The organism is Rhodococcus sp. 05-2256-B1, from assembly GCF_002258465.1.
GTDB lineage: Bacteria > Actinomycetota > Actinomycetes > Mycobacteriales > Mycobacteriaceae > Rhodococcoides > Rhodococcoides fascians.
In genome coordinates, this window is the sequence record NZ_NOZA01000030.1 from 130698 (window position 1) to 157374 (window position 26677).

The following is a 26677-nucleotide window of genomic DNA, read 5'->3' on the forward strand; positions in this document are numbered from 1 at the left end:
GTGAAATTACAGTCGATAATGCGTCGTACCAGCAGTGATCTGCCCCTGTTGAAGACCGCCAGGATGAGCGGCAGTCCGCGTACCTGGCCGGCCGAGAAACTCGAGCGGCTGCTCACCCCGCAGGAGATCGATCTGATCAGGCGCGGCCGAATCTGACCCTGCTGTTCCCAGGCTCGACGCCGTCACTCACCTCCCATAGGGGGTCCGGTGGTGGCATGCTCATGAGGTTGACGAGCACCAGTCCTGGAGGGTCATGAAACCGGTCATTCTCAGCGTCGACGACGATCCCGGAGTATCGCGTTCGGTCGCCCGCGACCTGCGCCGCCGGTACGGCGAGCAGTACCGCATCGTGCGCGCGGAATCCGGTGCCGGGGCGCTCGATGCGCTCAAGGAACTGACGTTGCGCGGCACTCCGGTCGCGATCCTGTTGGCCGACTACCGCATGCCGAACATGAGCGGCATGGAATTTCTCGAACAGGCCATGGATCTGTTCCCGACGGCGCGGCGAATCCTGCTCACCGCCTATGCCGACACCGACGCTGCGATCGACGCCATCAACGTCATCGATCTCGACTACTACCTGCTCAAGCCGTGGGATCCACCCGAGGAAAAGCTCTACCCCGTCCTCGACGCTCAGCTCGAAGTCTGGTGCGCGTACGACCATCGGGCCGTGGAGGACACCAAGATCGTCGGCCACCGCTGGTCTGCGCGGTCCTCGGAGATCAGGGAGTTTCTCGCCCGCAATCAACTGCCGTACCGCTGGTACATGTCCGACGAATCCGAGGGTGCGCGGCTGTTGGCAGCGGCCGGAGTGGCCGACGACCGGCTGCCGGTGGTCATCACCACCGAAGGTGACGCGCTGATCGAGCCGTCCGATGCCGAACTCGGCAACCGTCTGGGGCTGACGGTCTCACCGTCGGAAGAGTTCTACGACCTCGTTGTCATCGGCGGCGGCCCGGCCGGACTCGGCGCTGCGCTCTACGGCGCGTCCGAGGGCCTGCGCACCACGTTGATCGAGCGCACTGCGACCGGCGGGCAGGCCGGGCAGAGTTCACGCATCGAGAACTACCTCGGCTTTCCCGACGGCGTCTCGGGTGCACAACTTGCGGAGCGGGCTCGGCGGCAGGCGCTGAAGTTCGGTGCCGAGGTGGTCACCACGCAGGACGTCGTGGCCTTGGAGACCAACGGCGCTGCGCGGACCGTGCGGTTCGCCGACGGCCGCAGCATCAGTGCCCAGACGATCATCCTGTCCACCGGCGTCGCCTACCGCCGGTTGGAGGCCCCCGGAATCGACGACTTCACCGGTCGCGGAGTGTTCTACGGATCGGCGATGACCGAGGCAGCTCGCTGCGCCGAGCAGGACGTCTTCATCGTCGGCGGCGCGAACTCGGCCGGCCAGGCAGCGGTCTATCTTTCGCGGGGCGCGAGGTCGGTGACGATCCTGATTCGCGTGGCGTCCCTCGAGGCATCGATGTCGTACTACCTCATCAAGCAGATCGAGGAGAACCCGAAGATCAGCGTTCGGCCGTGCACCGAGGTCGTCGGCGTCTCCGGTGACGGGCACCTGGAGCAGATCACGCTGCACAACAGGGCAACCGACGAGACGACGACGGTGGACGCGCAGTACCTGTTCCTGTTCATCGGCGCGGCACCGCGTACCGATTGGCTCGACGGCGTGCTCGTGCGTGACGATCACGGATTCGTGGTGACGGGCCCCGATCTGGTGGTCGACGGCCGCGGCCCTGCCGGGTGGCCCCCCGCGCGGTTGCCGCACCACCTCGAGACGAGCGTGCCGGGAGTGTTCGCGGCCGGGGACGTTCGATCCGACTCGGCCAAACGTGTCGCGTCGGCGGTGGGAGAGGGAGCGATGGCCGTGATGTTGGTGCACAGATACCTGGCAAATCCGTGAACGCGCCCCTGTGCGATCCGGAGGAGTTGCGGACGCTGTTCTTGTTCGAGCAGCTCACCGACGCACAGCTCGCCGAGCTGTGTCGAGACGGCCGTATCGAAACGATCGAGCCGGGGCCGGTGTACGCGGAGGGCGACCCAGCGACGTGCTTCTACGTGTTGATCGAGGGCTCGGTGGTGCTTTCGAGGCTCTCGGGCGGGGAAGACCTGGTGGTCAATCGCACCTCGCAGCGCGGGGTGTATGCCGGTGCGTGGCAGGCATATCTGGGTGATCGAGTACCGCAGACCTACCAGGGTTCGATGCGCGTGACCGCGCAGTCCCGGTTCTTCGTCCTCGATGCCGACTGCTTCGCCTCGATCGTGCGCGAGTGGTTCCCGATGGCCCTCCATCTGCTCGAGGGATTGTTCTTCGGAAACCAGAACACCAAGCAGGTCGTCGAGCAGCGAGAACGCTTGTTGGCGTTGGGTTCTCTGTCGGCCGGGTTGACGCACGAGCTGAACAATCCGGCCGCGGCCGCGGTGCGGGCGACGTCCGCGTTGCGAAATCGGGTGGCGCACATGCGGCAGAAATTGGCAATGATTGCCGGCGGGACTCTCGATCGCTCGAGCTTGTCGCATCTGGTCGGACTGCAGAACGAGGCCGTGGAACTGGTGGCCAAGGCACCCAAGTTGACGGCCATGGAAGCGTCGGACCGGGAGGACGAGCTCGGAGAGTGGTTCGACGACAACGGAATCGACGGGGGATGGGATCTGGCCCCCACTTTCGTCTCGGCGGGTCTCGACGTGCCGTGGCTGGATCGGGTCTCGGCGACGGTGGGGGATCCGGCCATGCTCGAAGGGGCGATCAGGTGGCTCAACTACACGGTGGAAACCGAGTTGTTGATGAACGAGATCTCGGATTCGACCACTCGGATCTCCACTCTGGTCGGCGCGGCCAAGCAGTATTCGCAGATGGATCGAGCGCCATACCAGACGGTGGATGTTCGAGAACTGCTCGACAGCACGCTGATCATGTTGGGGCGCAAGATCGGTGACGATATCCGCGTGGTGAAGGAATACGACCCGTCGGTACCTCCCATTCCCGCGTATGCCGCCGAGCTCAATCAGGTATGGACCAATCTGATCGACAATGCGGTGCAGGCCATGGAGGGCCGTGGCACGCTCACCGTCCGCACACTTCTCGACGACGATCAGGTGCAGATCGAGGTGTGCGATACCGGACCCGGTGTGCCGGAGGGCATTCGGTCGCGAATATTCGAGCCGTTCTTCACCACCAAGGCCGTCGGTGAGGGCACGGGGCTCGGTCTGGACATCTCGTGGCGGATCGTGGTGAAGAAACATCAGGGCGATCTGCGAGTGGTGTCCCAGCCGGGGGACACCCGATTCATCGTGCGACTGCCCGTTCATCCAGCAATCGAGGAGGCATCATGACAATCGACGGTATCGATCCGACAGTCCCGCCGTCCGGCCCGGGCTGCGTGGAGTGCACGCAGACGCAGGGGTGGTGGGTGCATCTGCGGCGGTGTGCGCAGTGCGGGCACATCGGGTGCTGTGATTCGTCTCCGTCGCAGCACGCCAGCAAGCATGCCGAATCCACTCGGCACCAGTTCGTGCGCAGCTTCGAGCCCGGCGAGGACTGGTTCTACAACTACGAGGACGAGCAGATGTACGACGGGCCCGAACTTGCTCCGCCGCAACATCATCCGCTCGATCAGACGGTTCCGGGCCCTCGTGAACGGGTGCCCTCGAATTGGCAGAGTCTGATCAACTGAGTGGGCGGGGCCGACTGAACAGTCGATTTCGCGCGGATGAACACCGCAAATCGAGTGCGCACTGTGGGTAATCTCGCAGCATGACCTTGATTGCGGAGGACCTGCTGCTGTTGTTGCTCGACGACGAATTGGGCAAGCCATCGGCCGATTCCACCAAGTTGCCCCGTGTTCTCGCGGGTGCGCTGGTCGTCGAGCTCGCCCTGGGCGGGTCGCTCCGCATCACCGGTCCCGGTGAGCAGACCAAGAAGGACCACGTCGTCGTCGCGGGAGATCCGCCCGCAGACCCGTTGTTGCGCCGGGTGTTCGATCTGGTGGCAACGGCGTCGCGGCCGATGAAGCCGCAGAAGGTGATAGAGAAGTCGCAGAAGAATCTGGCGAAGGAACTGGCTGCGCGTCTGGTCGCGCAGGGCTTCGTCACCGAGAAGCAGGACAAGGTCTGGGGGCTTTTCCCGACGACGACGTGGCCGGCTCGCGACACCTCGCGGGAGAAGGTGCTGCGGGATGCACTGCGGAGTGCTCTCGTCGACGGCACGACGCCGACGCCGCACTCGGCTGCTCTGATCTCACTGATCTCGGCAGTCGATCTGACGCACAAGGTCATCGTCGATGCCGACAAGAAGGTGCTGAAGACGAGGGCCAAACAGATCGCCGAGGGTGAGTGGGCGGGTGCAGCCGTCCGCAAAGCGGTCTCGGACGTCAATGCCGCGGTGACGGCAGCGATCATGGTGCCCGTCATCGTTTCGACCACGAGCAGCTGAGGCGAAAATGAGAAGTATTGCGATTCTGTTGTTCGACGACGTCGAGGTGCTCGATGCCTGCGGGCCGTTCGAGGTGTTCTCGGTGGCCAATCGGGTGGCCCAACGTGCCGGTAGCGCGGTGCCTTTCGACGTGACGCTCGTCGGGCTCGACGATGCAGCGGTACGCGCGCGAGGTGGGATGAGGATCGGCGTCGACACTACGATCGACGATCCACGGACCTACGACCTCGTCCTGGTTCCCGGCGGTGTCGTCGACGCGATCGAAGCGGACGGCCGAGTTCTTCAGTGGCTGCAGCGACTTCGACCCACCGCAGAAGTTGTCGCATCGGTGTGCACCGGTGCTTTCGTTCTCGCCGCGGCGGGCCTGCTCGATTCGCGTCCGGTCACCACGCACTGGGAGGACCTCGACCTGTTGCGCACCCGCTGGCCCGCGCTGGCCGTGCACGAGGGAGTTCGATACATCGACCACGGTGATCTGGCGACGTCGGCCGGTATCAGTGCAGGCCTGGACCTTGCGCTGCATCTGGTCGCGCGGTGGACGAGCGCCGATCAGGCTCTCGCCACCGCGGGCCAGATGGACTACGACTGGTCAGGCGCTGAGCACCCGTAGGACCAGGGCAACGACGGCGAACACGGCCAGGCCTGCCGCCGGACCGAATTCCTTGTCCTTGATGCGCAGGTGCGCGACGACTGCTCCGACGAAGTACGCGATGACGCCGATGGCTGCCGCGACTCCGATCGGCCATGCGAACAGGCCGACGAGCAGGCCGACGGCACCGAGGATCTCCGCGTAGGCCAACCACGGAATCTTGTCGGCGGGCACGCCCACCTGCTCGAGCATCGGGACGACGGAGGGGTTGCGCGTCAGCTTCCCGACGGCGGAGAACGTGAGTGCCACGGCCAGCAGCACCGACACGACGACTGTTGCGATGAACATGAGCCCTGCTTTCATTTCTGAGGCCACTAGTGAATCAGAAGTGGCAAGGCAGACAGTAGCACTTCGGTACGGTGGGGTCATGGCCGCGAACGAACCCACTCACGAACCTCGTGCCTGCGACGGAGCCCTGACCAAAGCGTTCGGCTTCCTCGGCAAGCGATGGAACGGAATTCTGCTGGCCACCCTGATGAACGGGTCGATGGGATTCGCGGACCTACGCCGGGCCGTCGGTGGCATCAGCGATTCGGTCCTGTCCGAGCGGCTCGGGGAGCTCGGCAAAGCCGGCCTGGTCCAGCGAACAGTGGACAACGGACCGCCGCTCTCGGTGCGGTACAGCTTGACGCAGTCCGGAGCGGCGCTGCTGCCGTCCCTGCAAGCACTGACCGACTGGGCTTCGAAAAACCTCTGACCCCCGCGAACGTGTCGCGAGGGCCAGAGATCGGTGGGTGAGAAGGTGTTCAGTCGCCGTTCTTGACGTTCTGGCCTTCGGCCGAATCTGCGAACTCCTGGGTGTCGAACACTTCGCCGCCCAGGGGATCGACCGGTGCGTTGTCACCGGAGTACTCGACCGCACCCGTCTCGGGGTGAATCTCGAGTTGTTCGGTGGGCACCTCGTGCACCGCCAGTACGACGCTGCCGTCCGTGCGCGGCGGCGTCACCCCTTCCCGGGACGGTGCCAAGCCGGAGAATGTCGACGAAATCCCGGCACTCACTCGCTTGCGTGCCGCCGGTGACACCGGTGCCGCCTCGGGCTCGTCCTCCCCGACATCGGGTGTCGCGGTGACGCGCAAGTACCGCGGGGTGGTGGCGACGTCGTAGCGGAAGGCCTTGAGCATCGACACGCATGCCAGCACCAATACGATCGAGAACGGTACTGCCGTGGCTATCGACATCGTCTGCAGAGCAGTCAGAGAACTGGTTCCTCCGATCAGCAGCAGCACGGCCGCAGCCACGCCCTGCAGGACGGCCCAGTAGACCCGCGTGATCTTCGGGGTTTCCAGCTCGCCGCCGGTCGCGAGGATGTCGATCACCAGCGAGCCGGAGTCCGAGGACGTCACGAAGAAGAACACGATCACAGCAATGGCGATGACGCTGGTCAACGCCGCAATCGGCAGACCGTCGAGCACCTGGAACAGACTGGTGTTGGTGTTCACGGCCCCTTCGGCGTCGAGCAGATCGCCGTCGTTGCGCTGACGCAGAATGCCCGTGTCGCCGAAGATCGTGAACCACAGCGAACCGACGATGGTCGGTGCAAGCAGTACGCCGAAGACGAATTCACGGATGGTGCGACCGCGCGAGATGCGGGCGATGAACATGCCGACGAAGGGTGCCCAGCTCATCCACCAGCCCCAGTAGAAGATGGTCCAGCCGCCGGCCCAACCGTCGTCGGAGAACGGAGAGGTGCGTAGCGCCAACTCGGGCAGGGCCTGGACGTAACCGCCGAGATTCTGCACCCAGGACTGCATCAGGAACAGCGTCGGACCGAGGAGCAGCACGAACAGGGCGAGCGCAGCTGCCAGACCCATGTTGATGTTGGACAGCCACTTGAGGCCCTTGGACACTCCACTGACCACCGAGAAGGTGGCGATGCCGGTGATGGCGGCGATGAGCAGGATGACGAACCAGTTGGTGGTCTCCACCCAGCCGAGGTACTCCAGCCCCGCGGAGATCTGCTGCACACCGAATCCGAGCGAGGTCGCCACACCGAACAGGGTGCCGACGATGGCGACCGTATCGATGGTGTGCCCGATTGCACCCTCGATGCGCTTGCGGCCCAGCAGTGGCTCGAGCAGCCAACGCACGGTCAGCGGGCGACCCTTGCGGTAGGTCATGTACGCCATACCGAGGCCGACGACCACGTAGATGGCCCATGCGTGCAGACCCCAGTGGAAGAGCGTCAGCTCCATCGCCTGGCGTGCGGACGCGTCGGTGCTGCCGGGGATGCCTCCGGCCTCGGGTGGTGTCACGTAGTGCGAGAGGGGCTCGGCGACGCCGTAGAACACCAGGCCGATTCCCATGCCGGCGCTGAAGAGCATCGCGAACCAGGACAGGACGCCGAACTCCGGCTTCTCGTCGTCTCGGCCCAGGCGAATGTTGCCGACCCTACTGAGGCCGCAGTACAGCGCGAACAGTACGAAGCCGGTCGCGGCGAGGATGTACCACCAGCCGACGCCGGACGTGATCGCCTTGTTGAGTGTGTCGAACGAATCCGCCGCGGTGCTCGAATAGACCACGGAGAAGGCGATCATGACGAAGATGATGATGGACGCGGGCACGAAGACCGGTTTGAGCAGTCCTCCCCACGCTTCCTTCACAGCTTTCATTTACTTGACTTCCTTTGAACTCGAGTCACGGTGATCGGCTGACCACTATCGGTATGCCGCTATATTTCTCTTGTTTCGGTCAAGTACCGGTAAACACCATAAGCGACATCGGCGCTGGTGGCGAAACTGCCGCACGCCCCGGCGGCACCACCGAGTCGCCGGAATGTGCCCCGCGGACTACAGTTCTGTCGATGCTGCGGCCTCGTCCGATCGTCCCTCTCGTGAGCCTGTGGGCTGTGAGTGAGGCTGCGCAGCAGGTGATTCCATGACGCCCGGCCAGCTGCAGCCGGGTGCGGAGTTCGCCGGCTTCCGGGTGCAGCGTCGCCTCGGGGTCGGCGGCATGAGTGAGGTGTACCTCGTACTCGGCCGGGGACACGATCGGCTCGAAGCTCTGAAGATCCTCGACCACGACGCCTCGCGCTCGCCGCGACTGCGCACCAAATTTCGGACCGAGGCCACGGTGGCCGAGCTGCTGGTGCATCCGAACATCGTGTCGGTGCACGAACACGGTGAATTCGAGGGCCAGTTGTGGATGTCGATGCACTACGTCGACGGGTACAGCGCGGCGCGGTTGGTCGCTCGCGGTCAGATCGCTCTCGACGTCTCCCGTGTGGCGCGCATCGTCGCCGAGGTGGCCAAGGGGCTCGACTACGCCCACTCGAACGGCGTCCTGCACCGCGACGTCAAGCCGTCGAACATCCTCATCTCCACCGAGCGGGTGGACGGGTACGAGCAGGTGTTGTTGTCCGACTGGGGAATTGCGCGTCTGGTCGACGACTCGACGCCGCTGGTCGTCGGCGGAACTGTACTGGCGTCCATCCACTACGCGGCACCGGAACTGCTTCGCGGGGGAGTGCTGAGCGCGCAGACCGACGTCTACGCATTGGGGGCGACGCTGGTCGAATTGCTGACCGGGCGAACGCCGTACCCGTTGGCCACGCCGCTCGCGATCACGGCCGCCCATCTGTCGGCCGAACCGCCTGCGGTGACGAGGCGTCGGCGATCACTGCCGCGGGGTCTCGACGCGGTGGTCGCACGCGCGTTGGCCAAGGACCCGGCAGATCGATTCCAGACCTGCGTGGAGCTTGCCGATGCCGTGGCTGCTGCTGTTTCTGCCGGAGTGCCGGAGCCGCCGGCGCGACGCTCACCGTTCACCCGCTCGCGATGGCTCAGGTTTTCGTGACTCCATGAGCAGGGCCCCGCATCGGGTCGATGCGGGGCCCTGGCTCGAGAGGGGGTTGGGAAGGGTCACTCCTCCGGTTCGGTCGGACGGTTGGCCACCACCGGGTACTGGCCGGTGTAGCCCATTCGTTCTTCGGCCACCGAGAGCACCTTGGTGCGCACCAGGAACCAGCCGCCGATCAGTGCGGGGATGATGACGACGAGGGTCGCGATGGTCCACGAGCCGATCGGGGCATCGAAGGCCATCAGGACCAGCACGCCGAACAGGAAGACCAGCGTCGCGTAGCTCGTGTACGGCGCACCGAACAGACGGAACTTGGGCCGCTTCAGGATGCCCTTCTTGGACCAGCGGTACAGCTGGATCTGGCACAGCACGATGGTTGCCCAGCTGGCGATGATGCCCAGTGCGGACATGTTCAGCACGATCTCGAACGCTTCGCCCGGGGCGATGGCGTTGAGGGCGACACCGAACAGTGTGATGAAGCAGGTCAGCAGAATGCCGCCGAACGGTACTCCGCCCTTGGTCATCTTCTTGGTGAATTCCGGTGCGCTGCCGTTCATCGCCATCGACCGCAGAATTCGGCCGGTCGAGTAGAGACCGGCGTTGAGGCTGGACAGCGCCGCGGTGAGCACCACGATGTTCATGATGGTGCCCGCGCCGCCGAGGCCGATGCTCGAGAAGAACGTCACGAACGGCGAGGTACCGGCCTGATATGCGGTGTACGGCAACAGTAGTGCGAGCAGTACCAGCGAGCCGACGTAGAACAGTGCGATACGGGCGATGACCGAGTTGATCGCCCGCGGCATGATCTTCTCCGGGTTCTCGGTCTCGCCGGCCGCGGTCCCCACCAGTTCCACTGCGGCATAAGCGAACACGACACCCGAGATGACGATGACCAGGGGCCACGCGCCGGACGGGAACAGGCCGCCGTTGTCGGTGATCAAGCTGATTCCGGGCATCTCGGAACCGACGGGGATGCGGCCGGCCAAGAAGACGATGCCGACGATCAAGAAGGTCACCAGCGCGATGACCTTGATCATGGCCGCCCAGAACTCCATTTCACCGAACCACTTGACCGACACCAGGTTCAGGCTCATCACCAGAACCAGTGCGACCAGCGCGATGGCCCACTGCGGAATCACCTCGAAACTTCCCCAGTAATGCATGTAGGTCGCGATGGCCGTGACGTCGACGATGGCCGTCATCGCCCAGTTGAGGAAGTACATCCACCCGGCGACGAATGCGGCCTTCTCGCCGAAGAACTCGCGAGCGTACGAGACGAAGCTGCCCGACGACGGGCGGTGCAACACCAATTCGCCGAGGGCGCGGAGAATGAAGAAGACGAAAATTCCACAGAGGGCGTAGGCGAGGAACAGGCCAGGCCCGGCACTGGCGAGGCGTCCGCCTGCGCCGAGGAAAAGGCCGGTGCCGATTGCGCCACCGATCGCGATCATCTGCAACTGTCGAGGTTTGAGGCCCTTGTGGTAGCCCTCTTCCTCGTGGTCCATCGCCGAGTTGTCGTACGACGTGTCGACCGTATCGGACATATTCGATCCTCACTGTCGCTTTTGCGGGGGTTTGTCCGAATTTTTCGGGTGTCGAAACCGTTGTCGCTCAACGGTATTAGCGTCACGGGTCCGATGCACCGTATTCGGATGTTAACAATGCGTACAGGTGTGAACAGTGTGTGACGGATACCGGCTCGGCCGAGCATCTGCTCGGCACCTGCGTCCCGCGGTGGCGTCGAGCATGGGGGGTGCGGCGGTTCGCCGGCGGCGGACGACCTTGCACTCACCATGGGCGAGTGCTAGAAATGCAGTTGGCACTCTCGACACGTGAGTGCCAGGTCGGGACACGGTGAGGCCGGGGAATCAACGACACCCCTGGTCGTCCGTCGCGGGCACCGAGCTCGGCCAGCAATGTGTCACCCCCAATCCGGAGGATCACTTCGCAATGGCCAAGATCATCGCGTTCGACGAAGAGGCACGCCGTGGCCTCGAGCGAGGCCTCAATGCCCTCGCCGACGCAGTAAAGGTGACGTTGGGCCCCAAGGGTCGCAACGTCGTACTCGAGAAGAAGTGGGGAGCTCCCACGATCACCAACGATGGTGTTTCCATCGCCAAGGAGATCGAGCTCGAAGATCCCTACGAGAAGATCGGTGCCGAGCTCGTCAAGGAGGTCGCCAAGAAGACCGACGACGTCGCAGGCGACGGCACCACCACCGCTACCGTTCTCGCTCAGGCACTCGTCCGTGAAGGCCTGCGCAACGTCGCAGCCGGCGCGAACCCGCTCGGCCTCAAGCGCGGCATCGAGAAGGCTGTTGCAGCCGTCACCGAGTCGCTGCTCGCGTCCGCCAAGGAGATCGACACCAAGGAGCAGATCGCTGCTACCGCTGGCATCTCCGCAGGCGACCCGTCCATCGGCGAGCTCATCGCTGAGGCAATGGACAAGGTCGGCAAGGAAGGCGTCATCACGGTCGAGGAGTCCAACACCTTCGGCCTGCAGCTCGAGCTCACCGAGGGCATGCGCTTCGACAAGGGCTACATCTCGGCGTACTTCGCCACCGATGCAGAGCGTCAGGAAGCCGTCCTCGAAGACGCGTACATCCTGCTCGTCAGCTCCAAGATCAGCACCGTCAAGGACCTGCTGCCGCTGCTGGAGAAGGTCATCCAGTCCGGCAAGCCGCTCGTCATCATCGCCGAGGACGTCGAGGGCGAAGCTCTCTCCACCCTCGTGGTGAACAAGATCCGTGGCACCTTCAAGTCCGTCGCCGTCAAGGCTCCCGGATTCGGTGACCGTCGCAAGGCGCAGCTCGCCGACATCGCCATCCTCACCGGTGGCGAGGTCATCAGCGAAGAGGTCGGCCTCTCCCTGGAGACCGCCGGACTCGAGCTGCTCGGTCAGGCACGCAAGGTCGTCATCACCAAGGACGAGACCACCATCGTCGAGGGCTCGGGAGATTCCGACGCCATCGCCGGTCGCGTCAACCAGATCCGCGCCGAGATCGAGAACTCCGATTCCGACTACGACCGCGAGAAGCTGCAGGAGCGCCTGGCCAAGCTGGCCGGTGGCGTTGCAGTCATCAAGGCCGGAGCGGCAACCGAGGTCGAGCTCAAGGAGCGCAAGCACCGCATCGAAGATGCCGTGCGTAACGCCAAGGCAGCCGTCGAAGAAGGCATCGTCGCCGGTGGCGGCGTGGCACTGCTCCAGGCAGCGCCCGCACTCGACAACCTCAAGCTCGACGGTGACGAGGCAACCGGCGTGAACATCGTTCGCGTCGCACTGTCCGCCCCGCTCAAGCAGATCGCATTCAACGCAGGCCTCGAGCCCGGCGTTGTTGCGGACAAGGTCTCCAACCTGCCAGCAGGTCACGGCCTCAACGCCGCGACCAACGAGTACGAGGACCTGCTCGCTGCAGGCATCAACGACCCGGTCAAGGTCACCCGCTCGGCACTGCAGAACGCAGCGTCCATCGCGGCTCTGTTCCTCACCACCGAGGCCGTCGTCGCCGACAAGCCCGAGAAGGCCGGAGCGCCCGCTGGCGATCCGACCGGTGGCATGGGCGGCATGGACTTCTGAGTCCAGCCCCTCGCTGAAAAAGCCCGACTCCCTTTCGAGGGGGTCGGGCTTTTTCGTGTGCTGTAGTCAGTCCCGGTGATACGCGATGTTGACGACGTTGCCGTCGGGAGCGCGAACGAAGAAGCGGCGCACACCCCACGGCTCGGTCGTCAATGGGTGCACGATCTCGTAGCCCAGTTTCTGCGCTTCGGCGTACGCGCCATCGACATCGTCGGTGTGCACCGACATCACCGAATCCTCGGGTGCGCTCCGATCGCTCGTCACCAGCTGAACGCTCACCGGGCGATCGGGTGACGACAGCCGCGCGACCCACCCCATATCGAACTCCTCGGATTTCAGACCGAGGAACTCGGTGTAGAACGATTTGGCCTCGTCGACGTTCGGAACCCGCAGGTTGGTGATGATGCTCGTCGTATTCATCGAACTCCCTTTCCGAACGTGGGCCGGTCGGAGACCCGGGAGGTTCGACGCTAGCAGCGGAGTTGTCGGCTGTTCGGTGGTTAGTGTGGGGCATGACGCGAATCCGCTCGATGACGGTCGCACTCGCTCTGGCAGCGGCCCTCGCAGGCTGCTCCACCTCGGGAACTGCCACGCCGGCGTCGGCACCGACGATCACCGATGTCACCGCCACCACCGAGCGCGCCGAGCCGACGTCTACAACGCCAACCACTACCTCGAGTGCCGCCGAGCCGTACGTTGTCGGCAGCACCCGAGTCACCGGATCTACGGAGCGTGCGACCTACGACGTCGCAATTCCACAGCTCAGTGGTGGAAACGCTGCCGTGACGGCGGAGTTCAACGAGTCGATGCGCGCCGCGCTCCAGGATCAGATCGACCGCGAGTACGGGAACGACTTCGCTCTCAGCGACGGCTACTCGACGGGTACGACCCACGTCGGTCGACTCGTGATCAGTGCGGAACAGATCACGAGTTGGATCGCCGTACCGCCCGGAGCGCACGGTAATTCACTGCTTGCAACCGTGACCATTGACGCCGATACCGCACAGCCGATCACCCTCGGTGATGCCTTCACCGACCTCGATGCCGGCCTGTCTCGACTGTCCGATCGAGCAGCGGCAATTCTCCCGTCCACCCGCGCGGGCGGCAGCTTCGAGCGCTCGGGCATCGAACCGACGGTTGCCAACTTCGGGAACTGGACGGCATCGCCGGAAGGTATGAACATTCACTTCGGTGACTACCAGGTGGGGGCCTATGGCATCGGCCTCGTCACGATCACGATCCCCTGGACCGACCTGTCGGATGTCCTCGCTCCCGGCATGGAGGACGTGCTGAGCAGCTGACCCTCAGCCCGGCAATGCGAGCATGGACCCATGATGATTCGCGCAGGGGTGCTGGAGGTTGCGTACGACCGCGGCGGTGATCCGTCGGGCCGCTCGGTGGTGCTGATACACGGGTTTCCCTACGACCCGCGCGGGTACGACGATGTCGCCCGGCTGCTCGCCCAGTCCGGTTACGACGTGGTGGTGCCGTACCTGCGCGGTTTCGGACCGACTCGCTTCGTCGACGCCGATACGATGCGCTCCGGTGAGCAGGCTGCGATCGGCCACGATCTTCGCGAGCTGATCCTCGCCCTGGAGCTGAACGACCCCATCGTCGCCGGCTACGACTGGGGTGGCCGAGCGGCGTGCGTCGTCGCCGCGCTGTGGCCGGAATTGGTGTCCGGTCTGGTGAGCGTGTCCGGGTACCTCGTGCAGGACATCGAGGCGGCGGTGACCACGCCCGTGCTGCCGCACCTCGAGAAGCGGTACTGGTATCAGTACTACCTGCACTCCGAGCGCGGCCGGGCCGGGCTCGCGGCCTACCGCGCCGAGATCGCGCAGACACTGTGGACGGATTGGTCGCCGACATGGCGGTTCGGGGACTCCGAATTCGCGGCCACCGCGCCCTCGTTCGACAACCCCGACTTCGTGGACGTGTCCGTGCATTCCTATCGGCACCGATACGGCATCGAGGCGGGCGACGCCGCTTACGCCGCGACGCAGGAGTTGCTGACACGGCAACCGGCGATCACGGTGCCCACGGTCGTGATCGATCCGACCGAGGACACCGTCGCCTCGTTGTACGGCCGCACAGACCACACGGCGCACTTCACCGATCTGATCGATGTTCGTCAGGTCGAGTGCGGCCACAACCCGCCCCAGGAGTTGCCGGGGCAGTTCGCCGACGCCATCATGACACTCGGCCAGGTGATCCGGGATCGCGAAAGGGATTAGACGAACGAACTAGTCGACCGCGAGTTCGCCCAGTTCGTTCCAGTCGGTGCCGTCTACTTCCTGGCTGATGATCTTCGGCGTCTCCATGAGGTACGGCGGAAGATCCTTCTGGGCCTGCTTGAAGTGATCCGAATTCACATGGGCGGCACCGGCATCCGGATCCTTGAACGCCTCCACGAGGACGTACTCGGTGGGGTCGTCGAGGGTGCGCGACCAGAAGTACCAGAGGCATCCTTCCTCGGCCTGGCAGGCTTCGGTGAAATCGCGCGAGATCTCGGGCCAGTTGTCGGCGTGCTCGGGCTTCACCTTGAACTTGGCGGTGATGAAGATCAACGTTGCTCCCTGTGGTTGTAGTGACGAATCTGGGTTGTACCCGATTTCACGGTACGAGAATCGCGCGGCCGCGAACCCGACCGTTGTCGAGGTCGTCGATGGCGCTCTGGAAATCGTCCAGTGCGTACGTCTGCGTGTGCAGGTTGACGGCACCACGGGCGGCGAGTGACATCAAGTCGCACAGGTCGTTGTAGGACCCGACGAGATTGCCGACGATGTTCTTCTCCGCCGACACCAGGTCGATGGTCGGGACGTCGACGTTCTCGCCGTACCCGATGACGTGGTAGTCGCCCGCACGTCGGGTCATGGCCAATCCCTCTGCGGTTGAACCGTTCTCGCCGACGAAGTCGAGTACCACCTCGGCTCCGAAGCCGCCGGTGAGTTCCATGACCTGATCGACCTGACTGCCGTCGGCGACCACCGCGTGATCGGCCCCCAAGGTGAGCGCGAGTTTCACGGCGTCGGCATTGCGGTCGATGACGATCAGCTCGGCGGGCGACAGTGCTTCGAGTACCTGAATGCCGATGTGGCCGAGGCCGCCTGCTCCGATGACGACGCACTTGTCGCGGGGAGTCAGACGCCGGGCCGCCTTCGCGGCCGCGTGATATGCCGTCAGGCCGGCATCGGCAAGTGCAGCGACTGCGGACGGTTCGAGTGAATCATCGATCTTGACGACGGTTCGCGCATTGGTCCGCAGATAGTCGGCGTATCCACCGTTGGTGTCGATACCCGGGAAATCGCTCGTCTCGCAGTGGACGTCGTCGCCCGAGCGGCACGCTCGGCACAACCCGCACGTGACGAGTGGATGCAGAATCACCTTGTCGCCCTCGCGGACGTTGGTGACGGCCGATCCGACGGCATGGACCCACCCGGCGTTCTCGTGGCCGATCGTGTAAGGCAGTGTGACGCCGGACTTCTCGGCCCACTGGCCCTCGAGGATGTGCAGATCGGTACGGCACACGCCTGCGCCGCCGATCCTGACGATGACGTCGAGTGGACCCTGTACTTCCGGAATCGGAACCTCGGTCATCTCCAGATTCTTGTGATATCCGACGACCTGGACGGCGCGCATCGAACTCATGAAACATGCTCCTGTGTAGTGCGGAGGGGGACACTGAGAGTGGTGAGAGGAACGAACGCGCCCTCTTCGCGAGGGACTTGCTGTTCCTCTGCGCCGGGGTAGCGGGTCTGCAGCAATCCGCGGCAGAAGTGCGCATTACCGTCGATCGAAACGCGGGTGGCGCGGGCGCGTCGCATCACCATCGTCAGGTCGCCGGTGTGTGGACGACCCGCATGATCGACCAGTGCCGGTGCCGCCGGATCGGTCCGCAGGCCGAGAGCCTCGCGTCGGCGAAGCAGCGCGGTCGAGGTGCGATCATCCGGTAGGTCTCCGAGAACCACTGCGGCCAGGTCGTTCTCGGTCGAGTCGGGATTGGCGCGCAACCACGCCATGAGCGACCGTTCCATCGCCGCCACGTACGCCTTGCGGCGGAACGTCGCTCGTAGTTCGTCGAGATCCTCCTCGGCCTCGTGTCCGAAGGTGCCGCGATATCCCGCGTCGGCGGCGAGCCCGGCGTTGATCTTGTCCGAGTCGTGGTGATCGTCCAGTTCGACGAGAACGTGTTCGGTCCACGGCAGCGCCGTCAGCACGTCCTTGGAGTCTCCCGCCATCAGATACGCGAAATTCGGTGAGCAGAACGAGGTGGGCAACCGCAGATGAACGTGGACGGTGCCCTCGTCGACGTCGAGCGACCGGACGAAGCCGAGATCGGTGATGGGCTCGTCCAATTCGGGATCCAGGACGACTCCGAGGGCGGTGTACGCCTCGTCCTTCCTGGTGGTCACAGCAGTCGTCACGTCACACCGCCGCAAGGTCGGCGCGTTCGGGCTGACGCGGTCCGGTCTCGGTTTCGTTCGCGTCGGGCAGCTGCAGCTCGGCGGGCACCGGGATGTCGTACAGCTTGGCGGCGTTCAATCCGAGCACCTTCTTCTTCTGCTCGAGTGTGATCGGTGCGTATTCGTCGAGGGACTCGTGGATCTGGAAGTCGACGAACCCTTCGACCAACCACTTGGGCGTCCACAATGCGTAATCGGAGGAGAAGAAGATGCGGTCCTCGCCCAGCCAGTACAGCAGCTCGCCCATGATCTGACCGAAGTACTTCGGCCGCGTGTGCATGAACGGGATGGCCACCGCGAGGCCGGCGTACACGTTGGGTTCCTGGGTGGCGATCCAGCAGAAGTCCTCGAGTCGCGGAAGGCCGCAATGCTCGACGACGAAGTTCAGATCGGTGAAGTCGGTGGCCACGTGGTCGACGTCCGCGACGTCGAACGCATCGCGATCGAGCGGACGGATGGTGGGTCCCTTGTGCACGTGGATGTTCTTGATGCCGACCTCGCGGCACACGTCGAGGTAACGCCGAGTCCAGTCGTCGTCGAGCTTGTAGCCGCGAGAATCGCCGTGCCAGTCGGCGGTGTAGAGCTTGACGCCCTTGAGCCCGAAGCGTTCTGCGTCTGCCCGCAGCTGGTCGAGGCCACGTTCGCCGTTGCGTGGGTCGAAGTGGTGGTTGTAGGTGAGCTTGTCCGGATGAGCTGCAGCGAGCGCCGATGCCTCGTCGGTCTGGCCGAACCCGCGGTGGTAGAACTCGCCCAGGTGAGCGGGCTGGAAGATGGCGTGGTCGACGTATCCGATCTCGAACAGGTCGCGCATCAACCGATCGCCGCCCTGGTAGAGGTACTCCTCGTAACTCCACAGCTCGCTCTCGGGGGAGAGATTGCGGTGGTAGTCGTAGAAGCAGTCGATGAACTGTTTGCCGTGGATGTTGCGTTGGTTCTCCTGCCGCGCATCCCAGAGCGCGACGTGGGCGTCCACGATGAAGTAGTTCTCGCCGTTCTTGCTGTACATGGCTGACCTCCAGAGACTGTGCGTGACGTCTGTCACAAGCGATCTGTGGATGACGGTAGGCGCGGCGAAGGCTCGACGAAGTAGCGCGATGTCTCAATTCGAGACGCTGGTTTCGGATCCATGGCGACCAGCGAATGTAACCTGAATCACATGGCAGATCCCGAGGGTCTCGTACGGGCCCGCTTGCACTCGGAGCCCCTTGCTGCCGTGTCGCATCGGTTGCTCGCATCGTGGCACCGAAGCCAGGAATTCGGAGTGCCACTCGAAGACGTCGTACCCGCATTTTCGGGCACCTACGACGGCGAATCGCTGTTTTACCGATGTGGACGCGAAGTGCTCGACGGACTGCGCGACACGTTGGCGAACGAGCCGGTGTCGATGATGCTGACCGACGCCGACGGTCTGGTGCTCGATCGAGTGAGCGCGGACCGCGAGCTGTTGGCCGCGCTCGACCGTGTGCATCTGGCCCCCGGCTTCTCGTACGGCGAGAACCAGGCGGGCACCAACGGCCTCGCCCTCGCGCTCGCCGATCGAATTCCGGCAGTGGTGCGCGCCTCGGAGCACTACTCGCTCTCGCTCACCGGATACACCTGCGCCGCGGCACCGGTGCTGAACCCGATGACGGGCACCGTGGAGGGCTGCGTCAACCTCACCACGTGGTCGGAGTCGTCGACGGATCTGCTGCTGGCCCTTGCTCAGTCGGCGGCAGGGAACACTGCGGCGATGATGCTCGCGCGAGCGCAGGGACAGCACGCGCGTCCGGCTCCACGTGGGACGGTCTTTCGCGTCGAGGCGTCATCGGGTCGGCCGGGTGCGGGCAGCGTCCCGACGCTGTCGACGCGGTGGAATCAGGCTCTCGCGTCCTCCGAAACAGCTCTGAGTCAACATGATTCGGTCCTGTTGGTAGGAGAACCGGGAACCGGACGTGCCACGATTCTGGCCCGAGCGCTGCGTACCATCCGCCCACGGGGTCGAATTCTGAGTGCCGGTGTTCCGGCGGCGCGCGACGTCGACGCCTGGCTGGACTTGTGGACTCCCGAGCTGCCCAAGCCGGACACCGCAGTCATCGTCCGCGACGTGGACCGTCTTCCGGCGCGAGGGGCAGACGCGTTGGCGGAACTGATCTCTCGTGTCGGTGACGGCGTGCCCGTCACCCTGACGGCCTCCGATTACGACGCTGTTCCCGCTGCCCTGGCGCAGCTGGTGCGTTCGGTCGTCGAGGTCCCGCCGCTGCGCGATCGGCCCGAGGACATCGCTCCGCTCGCTCGGCATCTGGCATTGCGGGCACGTGGACGCGAGGTCAGCCTGACCGGGGACGCCGAACGAGCCCTCGTCGGATATTCGTGGCCGGGAAACGTCACCGAGCTGGCGACGGTGATGCACGAGGCGGCGGTCCGCGCCGACGTCGTCGGCGTCAATCACCTGCCGCCCGAGCTGCTTTCGCGGACCACCCAACGTCTGACACGAATCGAGACGTTCGAGCGCGACGAGATGATTCGAGTACTCAGCCGGCCCGGCATCACGATGAACCAGGCGGGCGAGGAACTGGGAATGAGTCGGGCCACGATCTACCGCAAGCGAGACCGCTACGGCATCACGCTGCGTTCCCACACGTAGCTCCGGTGGACCTGCGAGAAAATCTCCGACTTCCGAGCGCGCGCGGCCGCGGGTACATCTAGTGTCGCTGGTATGGCATCTCCGGCAATAGAACTCGAGGTGGGCACGCGCACGGTGCGCATTTCCAACCCCGATCGGGTGTATTTCCCCGAGAGCGGTGCCACGAAGCTGGACCTGGTGAACTACTACCTGAGCGTCGGCGACGGCATCGTCCGCGCGTTGCGGGAGCGGCCGTGCATGATGCATCGCTTCCCCAAGGGCCTCGCCGGTGAGAAAGTGCACCAGAAGCGCGTGCCGCACGGAGCCCCGCCGTGGCTGGAGACCGTCGAGGTGACGTTCCCCCGCTACAACCGCACCGCGGACGAGCTGTGCGTGACCGAATTGGCGCACGTGGCGTGGGCGGTGCAGATGTCGACGGTGGAGTTCCATCCGTGGAACTCGCGCCGCGCCGACGTCGAGATGCCCGACGAATGGCGCATCGACCTCGATCCGATGCCCGACTGCCCCTTCGATCGGGTGCAACGCGTCGCCGGTGTCGTGCAGGAGGTGCTGAGTGATCTCGGGGCCGTCGGCTGGCCCAAAACCTCCGGCGGCCATGGTCTGCACATCTACGTTCGGATCGACCCGGCCTACGGCTTCAAGGACTTACGAAGGGCCGCACTGGCATTCGCGCGGGAGGTGGAGCGCCGCGCACCCGAGGACGTGACGACGACGTGGTGGCGCAAGGATCGCGACCCGTCGAAGTTGTTCGTCGATTACAACCAGAATGCGCGCGACCACACGATCGCCAGCGCCTATTCGGTGCGGGGAAACCCGGAAGCGACTGTGTCGACGCCCATTTCGTGGGCCGAGGTACCCGACGTCGATCCACGCGAGTTCACGATCTTCACGGTGCCGGCCAGATTCGCCGAACTGGGCGACCTACATGCGGGTATCGACGACGCGGTGTTCGCCATCGACGAGCTACTCGAGTGGGCGGAGCGCGACGAGCATCAGGGCCTGACGGAGCCCGAGGAGTAGCCGAACTCGAAGTTATGGACGGAAATCGGCAGAAATCCGTCCATAACTTCGAGTTCGGCAGCCAGAAGTCAGTCGGTACCGGACTCGATTGCGGCGTGGTCGAGGGCTGCGGAGTCCACGGAGTTCTCGGCGCTGCTGGCGGCGATGGCGTCGGCTCCACCGGGGGCGAGTTCGCCGATCAGGTCGCCCCAGGCGGTCAGCTGATCCTGGGCGGCGTACTGCTCGAGTTTGCTGCGCGAATCCGCGATGTCGAGGTTGCGCATCGTCAACTGGCCGATGCGGTCGCCGGGGAAGAAGGCCTGGCCCTGGCTGCGTTCCATCGACAGTTTCTCGGGGTGGTAGCTGAAGTTGCTGCCCTGGGTGTCGACGATGGTGAAGTCCTGACCGCGGCGCAGGCGAACCGTCACGCTGCCGGTGACGACGTTGCCGACCCAGCGCTGCAGGCCCTCGCGCAGCATGAGTGCCTGCGGATCGAACCAGCGGCCCTCGTAGAGCAGGCGTCCGAGTCGGCGGCCCTCGTTGTGGTACGAGGCGATGGTGTCCTCGTTGTGGACGGCGTTGACGAGCCGCTCGTAGGTGATGTGCAGCAGTGCCATGCCCGGGGCCTCGTAGATGCCGCGACTCTTGGCCTCGATGATCCGGTTCTCGATCTGGTCGGACATGCCGAGTCCGTGGCGGCCGCCGATGGCGTTGGCTTCCATCACCAGGTCGACGGCACTGTCGAAGGACTTGCCGTTGATCCGAACGGGACGGCCACGCTCGAAGTCGACGGTGACGTCCTCGGCTGCGATCTCGACCTCGGGGTCCCAGAAGCGGACACCCATGATGGGCGAGACGATCTCGAGGGATGTGTCGAGGTATTCGAGACGCTTCGCCTCATGGGTGGCACCCCAGATGTTGGCGTCGGTGGAGTACGCCTTCTCGGCCGAGTCACGGTAGGGGAGGGTGCGCTGGGTGAGCCACTGCGACATCTCGTGCCTGCCGCCGAGCTCGGCGACGAATGCCTCGTCGAGCCACGGCTTGTAGATGCGCAACTCGGGGTTGGCGAGCAGGCCGTAGCGGTAGAACCGCTCGATGTCGTTGCCCTTGTACGTCGAGCCGTCGCCCCAGATCGAGACGCCGTCCTCCTGCATCGCGCGCACCAGCAGCGTGCCGGTCACCGCGCGGCCGAGGGGAGTGGTGTTGAAGTACGTCTGCAGCGACGATCGGATGTGGAATGCGCCGCAGGTCAGTGCCGCGAGGCCTTCCTCGACCAGCGGTTCGCGGCAGTCGATCAGCCGGGCCTGCTCGGCGCCGTACGCAAGGCCGCGGGCGGGTACGTCGGACAGATCCGGCTCGTCGTACTGGCCGATGTCGGCGGTGTAGGCAAACGGGATCGCGCCGTGCTCGCGCATCCACGCCACGGCCACCGAGGTGTCGAGACCACCGGAGAATGCAATGCCGATTCGTTCACCGACCGGGAGAGAGTTCAATACCTTCGTCACGGCCCGCAGCTTAGTCGTACGGTCAGCTGGGCCGATCGGCGAGCGACTCCACTGCACCACGGACGGCATCGAGGTGGGCGGTCATGGCGCGGGCTGCTGCGTCGTAATCGCCGGATCGGATACCGGCGACGATGGCGTCGTGCTCGACGTTGGACTGCTGCTGCCGGTGGGCGACGAGGTTCAACGTTTCGGACTGCCGCGTCAACGCGTCCCGGATGTCGACGACGATCGACTCGAACACGCGGTTTCTGCTGGCCCGCGCGATGGCGGTGTGGAACTGCGCGTCCAACAGGACCCAGGCCTCGTGGTCGTCCTCGGAACGCATCTCGTCGGCCAAGCTGGAGAGAATCGCCAACTCGTCGCCGGTGCGTCGTTCGGCCGCCCACCCGGCTGCGGGTACCTCGACGTGGGGGCGGGCCTCCATGAGTTCGCGGGCCTCGTAATTGCCGATGTCGAGGTCGCCACCCACTCGATCACGGACGACGAAGGTGCCGAGGCCCGTCTTGGTTTCGGTCAGACCGAGCGCGTGGCACGAGCGCAGCGCCTCGCGGATGACGGAACGACTGACGCTGTGTCTCGCGGCCAGCGCCGCCTCGGACGGGAGCTTCTGCCCGACGGGGAGCTTTCCCGATGAGATCGCGGCACGCAGGTCGGCGAAGACTGCTTCGGCGGCGCTCATGCGGGCATTGGTGGGCGCACTGACTGCCCAGCTGTCCGACAGGTTCATGCGAGTGATCCTATCCCGGGGTTGACCGACGAGGTGTTCTACGCCACACTCTACCTGTCAGACAGCCGGACAGCTGGACACCCCTGAAGGAGCGCACCCACCGTGGCCGATACCCGCATCGAGAAAGACCTTCTCGGCGAACGCGAGATTCCGATGACCGTCTACTGGGGAATCCATACCCTGCGCGCGCTGGAGAACTTTCCCATCACGGGGCGGCCGATCTCCACCAACGCCCACCTCGTCCGCGGGCTCGCAGCCGTGAAGTGGGCGGCCGCGGCGGCCAATCAGGACCTCGGAATCCTCGACGCCACCCGCGGGGAAGCGATCCGGGCCGCGTGCCAGGAAATTCTCGACGGCCAGTGGCACGAACAGTTCGTCGTCGACGTCATTCAGGGTGGCGCGGGGACGTCGACCAACATGAACGCCAACGAGGTCATCGCCAATCGTGCCCTGGAAATCCTCGGCCACGCGCACGGTGACTACTCGATGCTGCACCCCAACGAGCATGTGAACGCCTCGCAGTCCACCAACGACGTGTATCCGACGTCGGTGAACATCGCGACCATCTTCGCGGTGCACGAGCTGATCGCATCGATGAAGGTCCTGCGAGATTCGTTCTCCCGCAAAGCAAGCGAGTTCGCCACCGTCGTCAAGATGGGCCGCACCCAGCTGCAGGACGCGGTGCCGATGACACTCGGTCAGGAGTTCGGCACCTACGCGATCATGATCGACGAGGACTGCTCACGGCTCGAGGAAGCCGCGTTGCTGGTGCACGAGATCAACCTCGGGGCCACGGCCATCGGCACCGGGCTCAATGCTCCTGCCGGATACACCGAGTCGGCCGTCGCGCACCTGCGCACCATCACCGGCCTGCCGTTGGTCACCGCAACGGACCTCATCGAGGCAACGCAGGACGTCGGGCAGTTCGTGCACCTGTCGGGTGTGCTCAAGCGCGTCGCAGTGAAACTGTCGAAGATCTGCAACGATCTCCGGCTGCTGTCCTCCGGGCCGCGCGCGGGCTTCAACGAGATCAATCTGCCTCCGATGCAGGCGGGTTCGTCGATCATGCCCGGCAAGGTCAACCCCGTCATTCCCGAGGTTCTCAATCAGGTTGCCTACGAGGTGATCGGTCACGACGTCACCATCACGATGGCCGCCGAGGCAGGGCAGTTGCAGCTCAACGCTTTCGAGCCGATCATCGTCAAATCCCTGTCCGACGGTATGGCGCATCTGAGTGCGGCCTGCCGGACCGTCGCGCATCGGTGCGTCGACGGCATCACCGCGAACGTCGATCTGCTGCGTGAGCGGGTGGAGAACTCGATCGGTCTGGTCACCGCGCTCAGCCCGTACCTCGGGTACGTGGAGTCGACGGCCATTGCGCAGGAAGCGCTGGTCACCGGTCGCAATGTCGTCGACCTGGTGCTCGAGAAGGGCCTGCTGGCGCGAGAAGAGCTGGATCGATTGCTGAGCCCCGAGCATCTCGCGAACCTGCGGGTGGCTCCCACCGAGCATTCCGTTGCTCCCGAGACGTCGACGAGGTAATGCGATGAGCACCGAGAACCCGACCCAGAAGCAGGCCTTCAGCGAAGAGGAGCTGGGGTATCGAAAAGAACTGGCTCCGCGCCAGATTCAGATGATCGCCATCGGCGGCGCGATCGGCACCGGCCTGTTCATGGGTGCCGGCGGAAGATTGCGTGACGCCGGGCCCGCGTTGGTTCTGGTCTACGCACTGTGCGGCTTCTTCGCATTCCTGATCCTGCGCGCGCTGGGTGAGTTGGTGATGCACCGCCCGTCGTCCGGATCGTTCGTCTCGTACTCCCGCGAGTTCTTCGGTGAGAAGGTCGCGTTCGCGGCCGGGTGGTTGTACTGGATGAACTGGGCGATGACGGCCGTCGTGGACGTGACGGCAGTGGCGCTGTACATGAACTTCTTCAAGAAGTACTGGGCACCACTGGGCAACGTCGATCAGTGGGTGTTCGCGCTGGCCGGCCTGGTGTTGGTTCTCGGTCTGAACCTGGTGTCGGTCAAGGTGTTCGGTGAGCTCGAATTCTGGTTCGCGCTCATCAAGGTCGTGGCCCTGGTGACGTTCCTCGCGATCGGCACCTACTACGTCATCTTCGGTACCCCCATCGACGGGCAGGCTCCGGGTCTGAGCGTCCTCACCGACAACGGCGGTCTCATCCCCAACGGACTGCTTCCGGCGATCGTCGTGATCCAGGGCGTCGTATTCGCCTATGCCTCCATCGAATTGGTCGGTACCGCCGCCGGAGAAACGCAGAACCCCGAGAAGGTCATCCCCAAGGCGATCAACACCGTTATCGTCCGCATTGTCGTCTTCTACGTCGGCTCGGTGCTGCTGCTCTCGCTGTTGCTGCCGTACACCGCGTATCAGGCCGGGGAGAGCCCGTTCGTCACATTCTTCGGAGCGATCGACGTCGAGGGTGCCGACGCGATCATGAACCTCGTCGTGCTCACCGCAGCGCTGTCGTCTCTCAACGCCGGGCTCTACTCCACCGGTCGCATCCTGCATTCGATGGCGGTCGCCGGTTCGGCACCTAAATTCGCGGCCCGCATGAACAAGCAGGGAGTTCCGTACGGCGGCATCGCACTGACGTCGGTGGTGACGCTGCTCGGGGTCGTCCTCAACGCAGTCGTCCCGGCGCAGGCGTTCGAGATCGTGCTGAACCTCGCTGCGCTCGGCATCATCAGCGCGTGGGCCGTCATCGTGGCGTGCCAGCTCAAGTTCTGGTCTCTGTCCAAGACCGGCGCGGTCACCCGGCCTGCGTTCCGGTTGTTCGGTGCCCCGTACACCGGCTACGCAACGCTAGGCTTTCTGGCGTGTGTACTGGTGCTGATGGCCTTCGACAAACCCGTCGGTACGTGGACCGTCGCGTCCATCCTGCTCATCGCGCCGATGCTGATCGCCGGATGGTACATGTGCCGCAACAGAATTCGAGAGGTAGCCGCCCGTAATGACTGAGGAGTGGAGCCTGCCGGAACGACCCGACAGTGCTGAGTTCGTCGCGTTGTTGACCACCGGTGGGACGATCGCCAGTAGTCGCGACGAGCACGGGGTTTCTCGGCCGGTCGCAGGCGTGGGCGTCGACATGGACGGCGTGGTGGTGCGCGAGGTGATGTCGAAGGACAGCTCCGCCCTGGACCTCGCCGATCTCGACGCCATTCGCACTGCCGTGGTCGACGCGTTGGCCGAGGACGGCTGCGCCGGAGTGGTGGTGTTGCACGGCACCGACACCATGGAGGAGTCGGCGTTGTACGTCGACCTGTTCCACGACGACGCGCGTGCGGTGGTGTTCACCGGGGCCCAACGCACCGCCGATCATCCGGACCCGGACGGCCCCGGCAACATCGCCGCCGCGGTGACGGCGGCGCGGTCCGAGCAGGGGGTGCTGATCGCGTTCGGCGGACGAGTACTGCCGGCCCGCGGGGCGATCAAGAAGCACACTTCCGAACTCGACGCCTTTCGGTCGGCAGCAGTGCCGAGGCCGGACCCGCTGCGGTGGCAGCCCGTCGCGGGAGTGCGCGTGGACGTCGTGGCCCTGTACCCGGGCGCGGACGGGGTGCAGATCGATGCCTGTCGCGAAGCCGGGGCGTCGGGCATAGTGCTCGAGGCGTTGGGCTCGGGTAACACCAACGCTCTGGTGGTGCACGCGGTGAAAGAGGCCGTTGCTGCTGGGCTGCACGTGGTCGTCACGACGCGGGTGCCGTTCGGTGAGACCTCGCCGACGTACGGCGGCGGAGGCGGCGGCCACGATCTGCTCGACGCCGGTGCGGTCTTCTCCCGCGAACTCCGGGCCGGACAGGCGCGCATCCAGTTGGCGGCGCTGGTCGCCACTGGAGCTACTGACGTGGTCGTCCACAATTCGTTCGCCTAGGCGGGA

General features: G+C 64.8%; 25 protein-coding genes. 15 read left to right on the forward strand and 10 right to left on the reverse strand.

Annotated features, from left to right (window positions below):
* Positions 1-253: 253 nt before the first annotated feature.
* From CH285_RS17730 to CH285_RS17750, 5 genes are all read left to right on the forward strand, one after another.
* Positions 254-1909, forward strand: a complete 1656-nt coding sequence (locus CH285_RS17730) for an FAD-dependent oxidoreductase (RefSeq protein WP_032369827.1) — start codon at positions 254-256, stop codon at positions 1907-1909.
* Positions 1906-3339: an ATP-binding protein gene (locus tag CH285_RS17735; RefSeq protein ID WP_094643889.1), complete on the forward strand. Its 1434-nt coding sequence runs from the start codon at positions 1906-1908 to the stop codon at positions 3337-3339. The genes CH285_RS17730 and CH285_RS17735 overlap by 4 nt, the downstream gene beginning before the upstream one ends.
* Entirely contained in the window at positions 3336-3680 is a 345-nt protein-coding gene (locus CH285_RS17740) for a UBP-type zinc finger domain-containing protein (protein WP_032369825.1), read from the forward strand. The genes CH285_RS17735 and CH285_RS17740 overlap by 4 nt, the downstream gene beginning before the upstream one ends.
* A gap of 80 nt (positions 3681-3760) precedes the next feature.
* Positions 3761-4438 (forward strand): GOLPH3/VPS74 family protein, encoded by a 678-nt coding sequence (locus CH285_RS17745; protein WP_032369824.1) that lies wholly within the window; start codon positions 3761-3763, stop codon positions 4436-4438.
* Positions 4439-4445: 7 nt separating this feature from the next.
* Positions 4446-5048, forward strand: a complete 603-nt coding sequence (locus CH285_RS17750; protein ID WP_032369823.1) for a DJ-1/PfpI family protein — start codon at positions 4446-4448, stop codon at positions 5046-5048.
* Here CH285_RS17750 and CH285_RS17755 read toward each other — a convergent pair.
* Positions 5028-5375, reverse strand: coding sequence for a DoxX family protein (locus CH285_RS17755; RefSeq protein WP_032386652.1), 348 nt, complete (start codon positions 5373-5375; stop codon positions 5028-5030). The genes CH285_RS17750 and CH285_RS17755 overlap by 21 nt on opposite strands.
* A gap of 79 nt (positions 5376-5454) precedes the next feature.
* On the opposite strand from CH285_RS17755, the gene CH285_RS17760 reads away from it, so the two are divergent.
* Complete coding sequence (locus CH285_RS17760) at positions 5455-5784, forward strand: winged helix-turn-helix transcriptional regulator (RefSeq protein WP_032406509.1); 330 nt, start codon at positions 5455-5457, stop codon at positions 5782-5784.
* 49 nt (positions 5785-5833) lie between these two features.
* Here the strand turns inward: CH285_RS17760 and CH285_RS17765 are convergent, their stop codons facing one another.
* Positions 5834-7699 carry a BCCT family transporter gene (locus CH285_RS17765; protein WP_094643890.1) on the reverse strand — a complete coding sequence of 622 codons (1866 nt, stop codon included), beginning with the start codon at positions 7697-7699 and terminating at the stop codon, positions 5834-5836.
* A gap of 265 nt (positions 7700-7964) precedes the next feature.
* Between CH285_RS17765 and CH285_RS17770 the strand changes: the two genes are divergently transcribed.
* The gene (locus CH285_RS17770) at positions 7965-8882 is read left to right on the forward strand and encodes a serine/threonine-protein kinase (RefSeq protein ID WP_094643891.1); all 918 of its coding nucleotides are present in this window, start codon (positions 7965-7967) and stop codon (positions 8880-8882) included.
* A gap of 65 nt (positions 8883-8947) precedes the next feature.
* Here CH285_RS17770 and CH285_RS17775 read toward each other — a convergent pair whose 3' ends face one another.
* Positions 8948-10429, reverse strand: a complete 1482-nt coding sequence (locus CH285_RS17775) for an amino acid permease (protein WP_027498447.1) — start codon at positions 10427-10429, stop codon at positions 8948-8950.
* A gap of 406 nt (positions 10430-10835) precedes the next feature.
* Here CH285_RS17775 and groL point away from each other — a divergent pair, with 406 nt between their 5' ends.
* Positions 10836-12461 carry a chaperonin GroEL gene (groL, locus tag CH285_RS17780; protein WP_008713461.1) on the forward strand — a complete coding sequence of 542 codons (1626 nt, stop codon included), beginning with the start codon at positions 10836-10838 and terminating at the stop codon, positions 12459-12461.
* A 66-nt stretch (positions 12462-12527) separates the two neighbouring features.
* On the opposite strand, the gene CH285_RS17785 is transcribed toward groL, so the two are convergent.
* Complete coding sequence (locus tag CH285_RS17785) at positions 12528-12881, reverse strand: VOC family protein (RefSeq protein ID WP_032369819.1); 354 nt, start codon at positions 12879-12881, stop codon at positions 12528-12530.
* A gap of 92 nt (positions 12882-12973) precedes the next feature.
* On the opposite strand from CH285_RS17785, the gene CH285_RS17790 reads away from it, so the two are divergent.
* Together CH285_RS17790 and CH285_RS17795 are read left to right on the forward strand one after the other, a co-directional pair.
* Complete coding sequence (locus CH285_RS17790) at positions 12974-13762, forward strand: RsiV family protein (RefSeq protein WP_094643892.1); 789 nt, start codon at positions 12974-12976, stop codon at positions 13760-13762.
* Between the two features lie 30 nt (positions 13763-13792).
* Positions 13793-14695 (forward strand): alpha/beta fold hydrolase, encoded by a 903-nt coding sequence (locus CH285_RS17795; RefSeq protein ID WP_094643893.1) that lies wholly within the window; start codon positions 13793-13795, stop codon positions 14693-14695.
* Between the two features lie 9 nt (positions 14696-14704).
* Here the strand turns inward: CH285_RS17795 and CH285_RS17800 are convergent, their stop codons facing one another.
* The 4 genes from CH285_RS17800 to CH285_RS17815 are packed head-to-tail and all read right to left on the reverse strand — an operon-like array spanning position 14705 to position 17930.
* Positions 14705-15028, reverse strand: coding sequence for a putative quinol monooxygenase (locus tag CH285_RS17800; protein ID WP_094643894.1), 324 nt, complete (start codon positions 15026-15028; stop codon positions 14705-14707).
* A 46-nt stretch (positions 15029-15074) separates the two neighbouring features.
* A complete protein-coding gene (locus CH285_RS17805; protein WP_027498442.1) occupies positions 15075-16100 on the reverse strand; it encodes an NAD(P)-dependent alcohol dehydrogenase in 1026 nt (341 codons plus the stop codon).
* A gap of 5 nt (positions 16101-16105) precedes the next feature.
* Positions 16106-16885, reverse strand: coding sequence for an iron-sulfur cluster assembly protein (locus CH285_RS17810; protein ID WP_255032286.1), 780 nt, complete (start codon positions 16883-16885; stop codon positions 16106-16108).
* Position 16886: 1 nt separating this feature from the next.
* Positions 16887-17930: an amidohydrolase family protein gene (locus CH285_RS17815; RefSeq protein ID WP_027498441.1), complete on the reverse strand. Its 1044-nt coding sequence runs from the start codon at positions 17928-17930 to the stop codon at positions 16887-16889.
* Positions 17931-18080: 150 nt separating this feature from the next.
* Here CH285_RS17815 and CH285_RS17820 point away from each other — a divergent pair, with 150 nt between their 5' ends.
* Positions 18081-19547 (forward strand): helix-turn-helix domain-containing protein, encoded by a 1467-nt coding sequence (locus CH285_RS17820; RefSeq protein WP_052060538.1) that lies wholly within the window; start codon positions 18081-18083, stop codon positions 19545-19547.
* A 72-nt stretch (positions 19548-19619) separates the two neighbouring features.
* A complete protein-coding gene (gene ligD / locus CH285_RS17825; RefSeq protein WP_032406506.1) occupies positions 19620-20567 on the forward strand; it encodes a non-homologous end-joining DNA ligase in 948 nt (315 codons plus the stop codon).
* Positions 20568-20635: 68 nt separating this feature from the next.
* Here the strand turns inward: ligD and argG are convergent, their stop codons facing one another.
* Both argG and CH285_RS17835 read right to left on the reverse strand, forming a co-directional pair.
* On the reverse strand, positions 20636-22051 hold the full coding sequence (gene argG / locus CH285_RS17830; RefSeq protein WP_032373710.1) for an argininosuccinate synthase: 1416 nt from the start codon (positions 22049-22051) through the stop codon (positions 20636-20638).
* 22 nt (positions 22052-22073) lie between these two features.
* Positions 22074-22778, reverse strand: coding sequence for a FadR/GntR family transcriptional regulator (locus tag CH285_RS17835; protein WP_094643895.1), 705 nt, complete (start codon positions 22776-22778; stop codon positions 22074-22076).
* A 102-nt stretch (positions 22779-22880) separates the two neighbouring features.
* Between CH285_RS17835 and aspA the strand changes: the two genes are divergently transcribed.
* The 3 genes from aspA to CH285_RS17850 are packed head-to-tail and all read left to right on the forward strand — an operon-like array spanning position 22881 to position 26671.
* The gene (aspA, locus tag CH285_RS17840) at positions 22881-24320 is read left to right on the forward strand and encodes an aspartate ammonia-lyase (protein ID WP_027498436.1); all 1440 of its coding nucleotides are present in this window, start codon (positions 22881-22883) and stop codon (positions 24318-24320) included.
* Between the two features lie 4 nt (positions 24321-24324).
* Positions 24325-25758 (forward strand): amino acid permease, encoded by a 1434-nt coding sequence (locus CH285_RS17845; RefSeq protein WP_032399574.1) that lies wholly within the window; start codon positions 24325-24327, stop codon positions 25756-25758.
* Positions 25751-26671 (forward strand): asparaginase, encoded by a 921-nt coding sequence (locus CH285_RS17850; RefSeq protein ID WP_094643896.1) that lies wholly within the window; start codon positions 25751-25753, stop codon positions 26669-26671. Before CH285_RS17845 ends, CH285_RS17850 begins: the two co-directional genes overlap by 8 nt.
* The last annotated feature ends 6 nt before the right edge of the window (positions 26672-26677 follow it).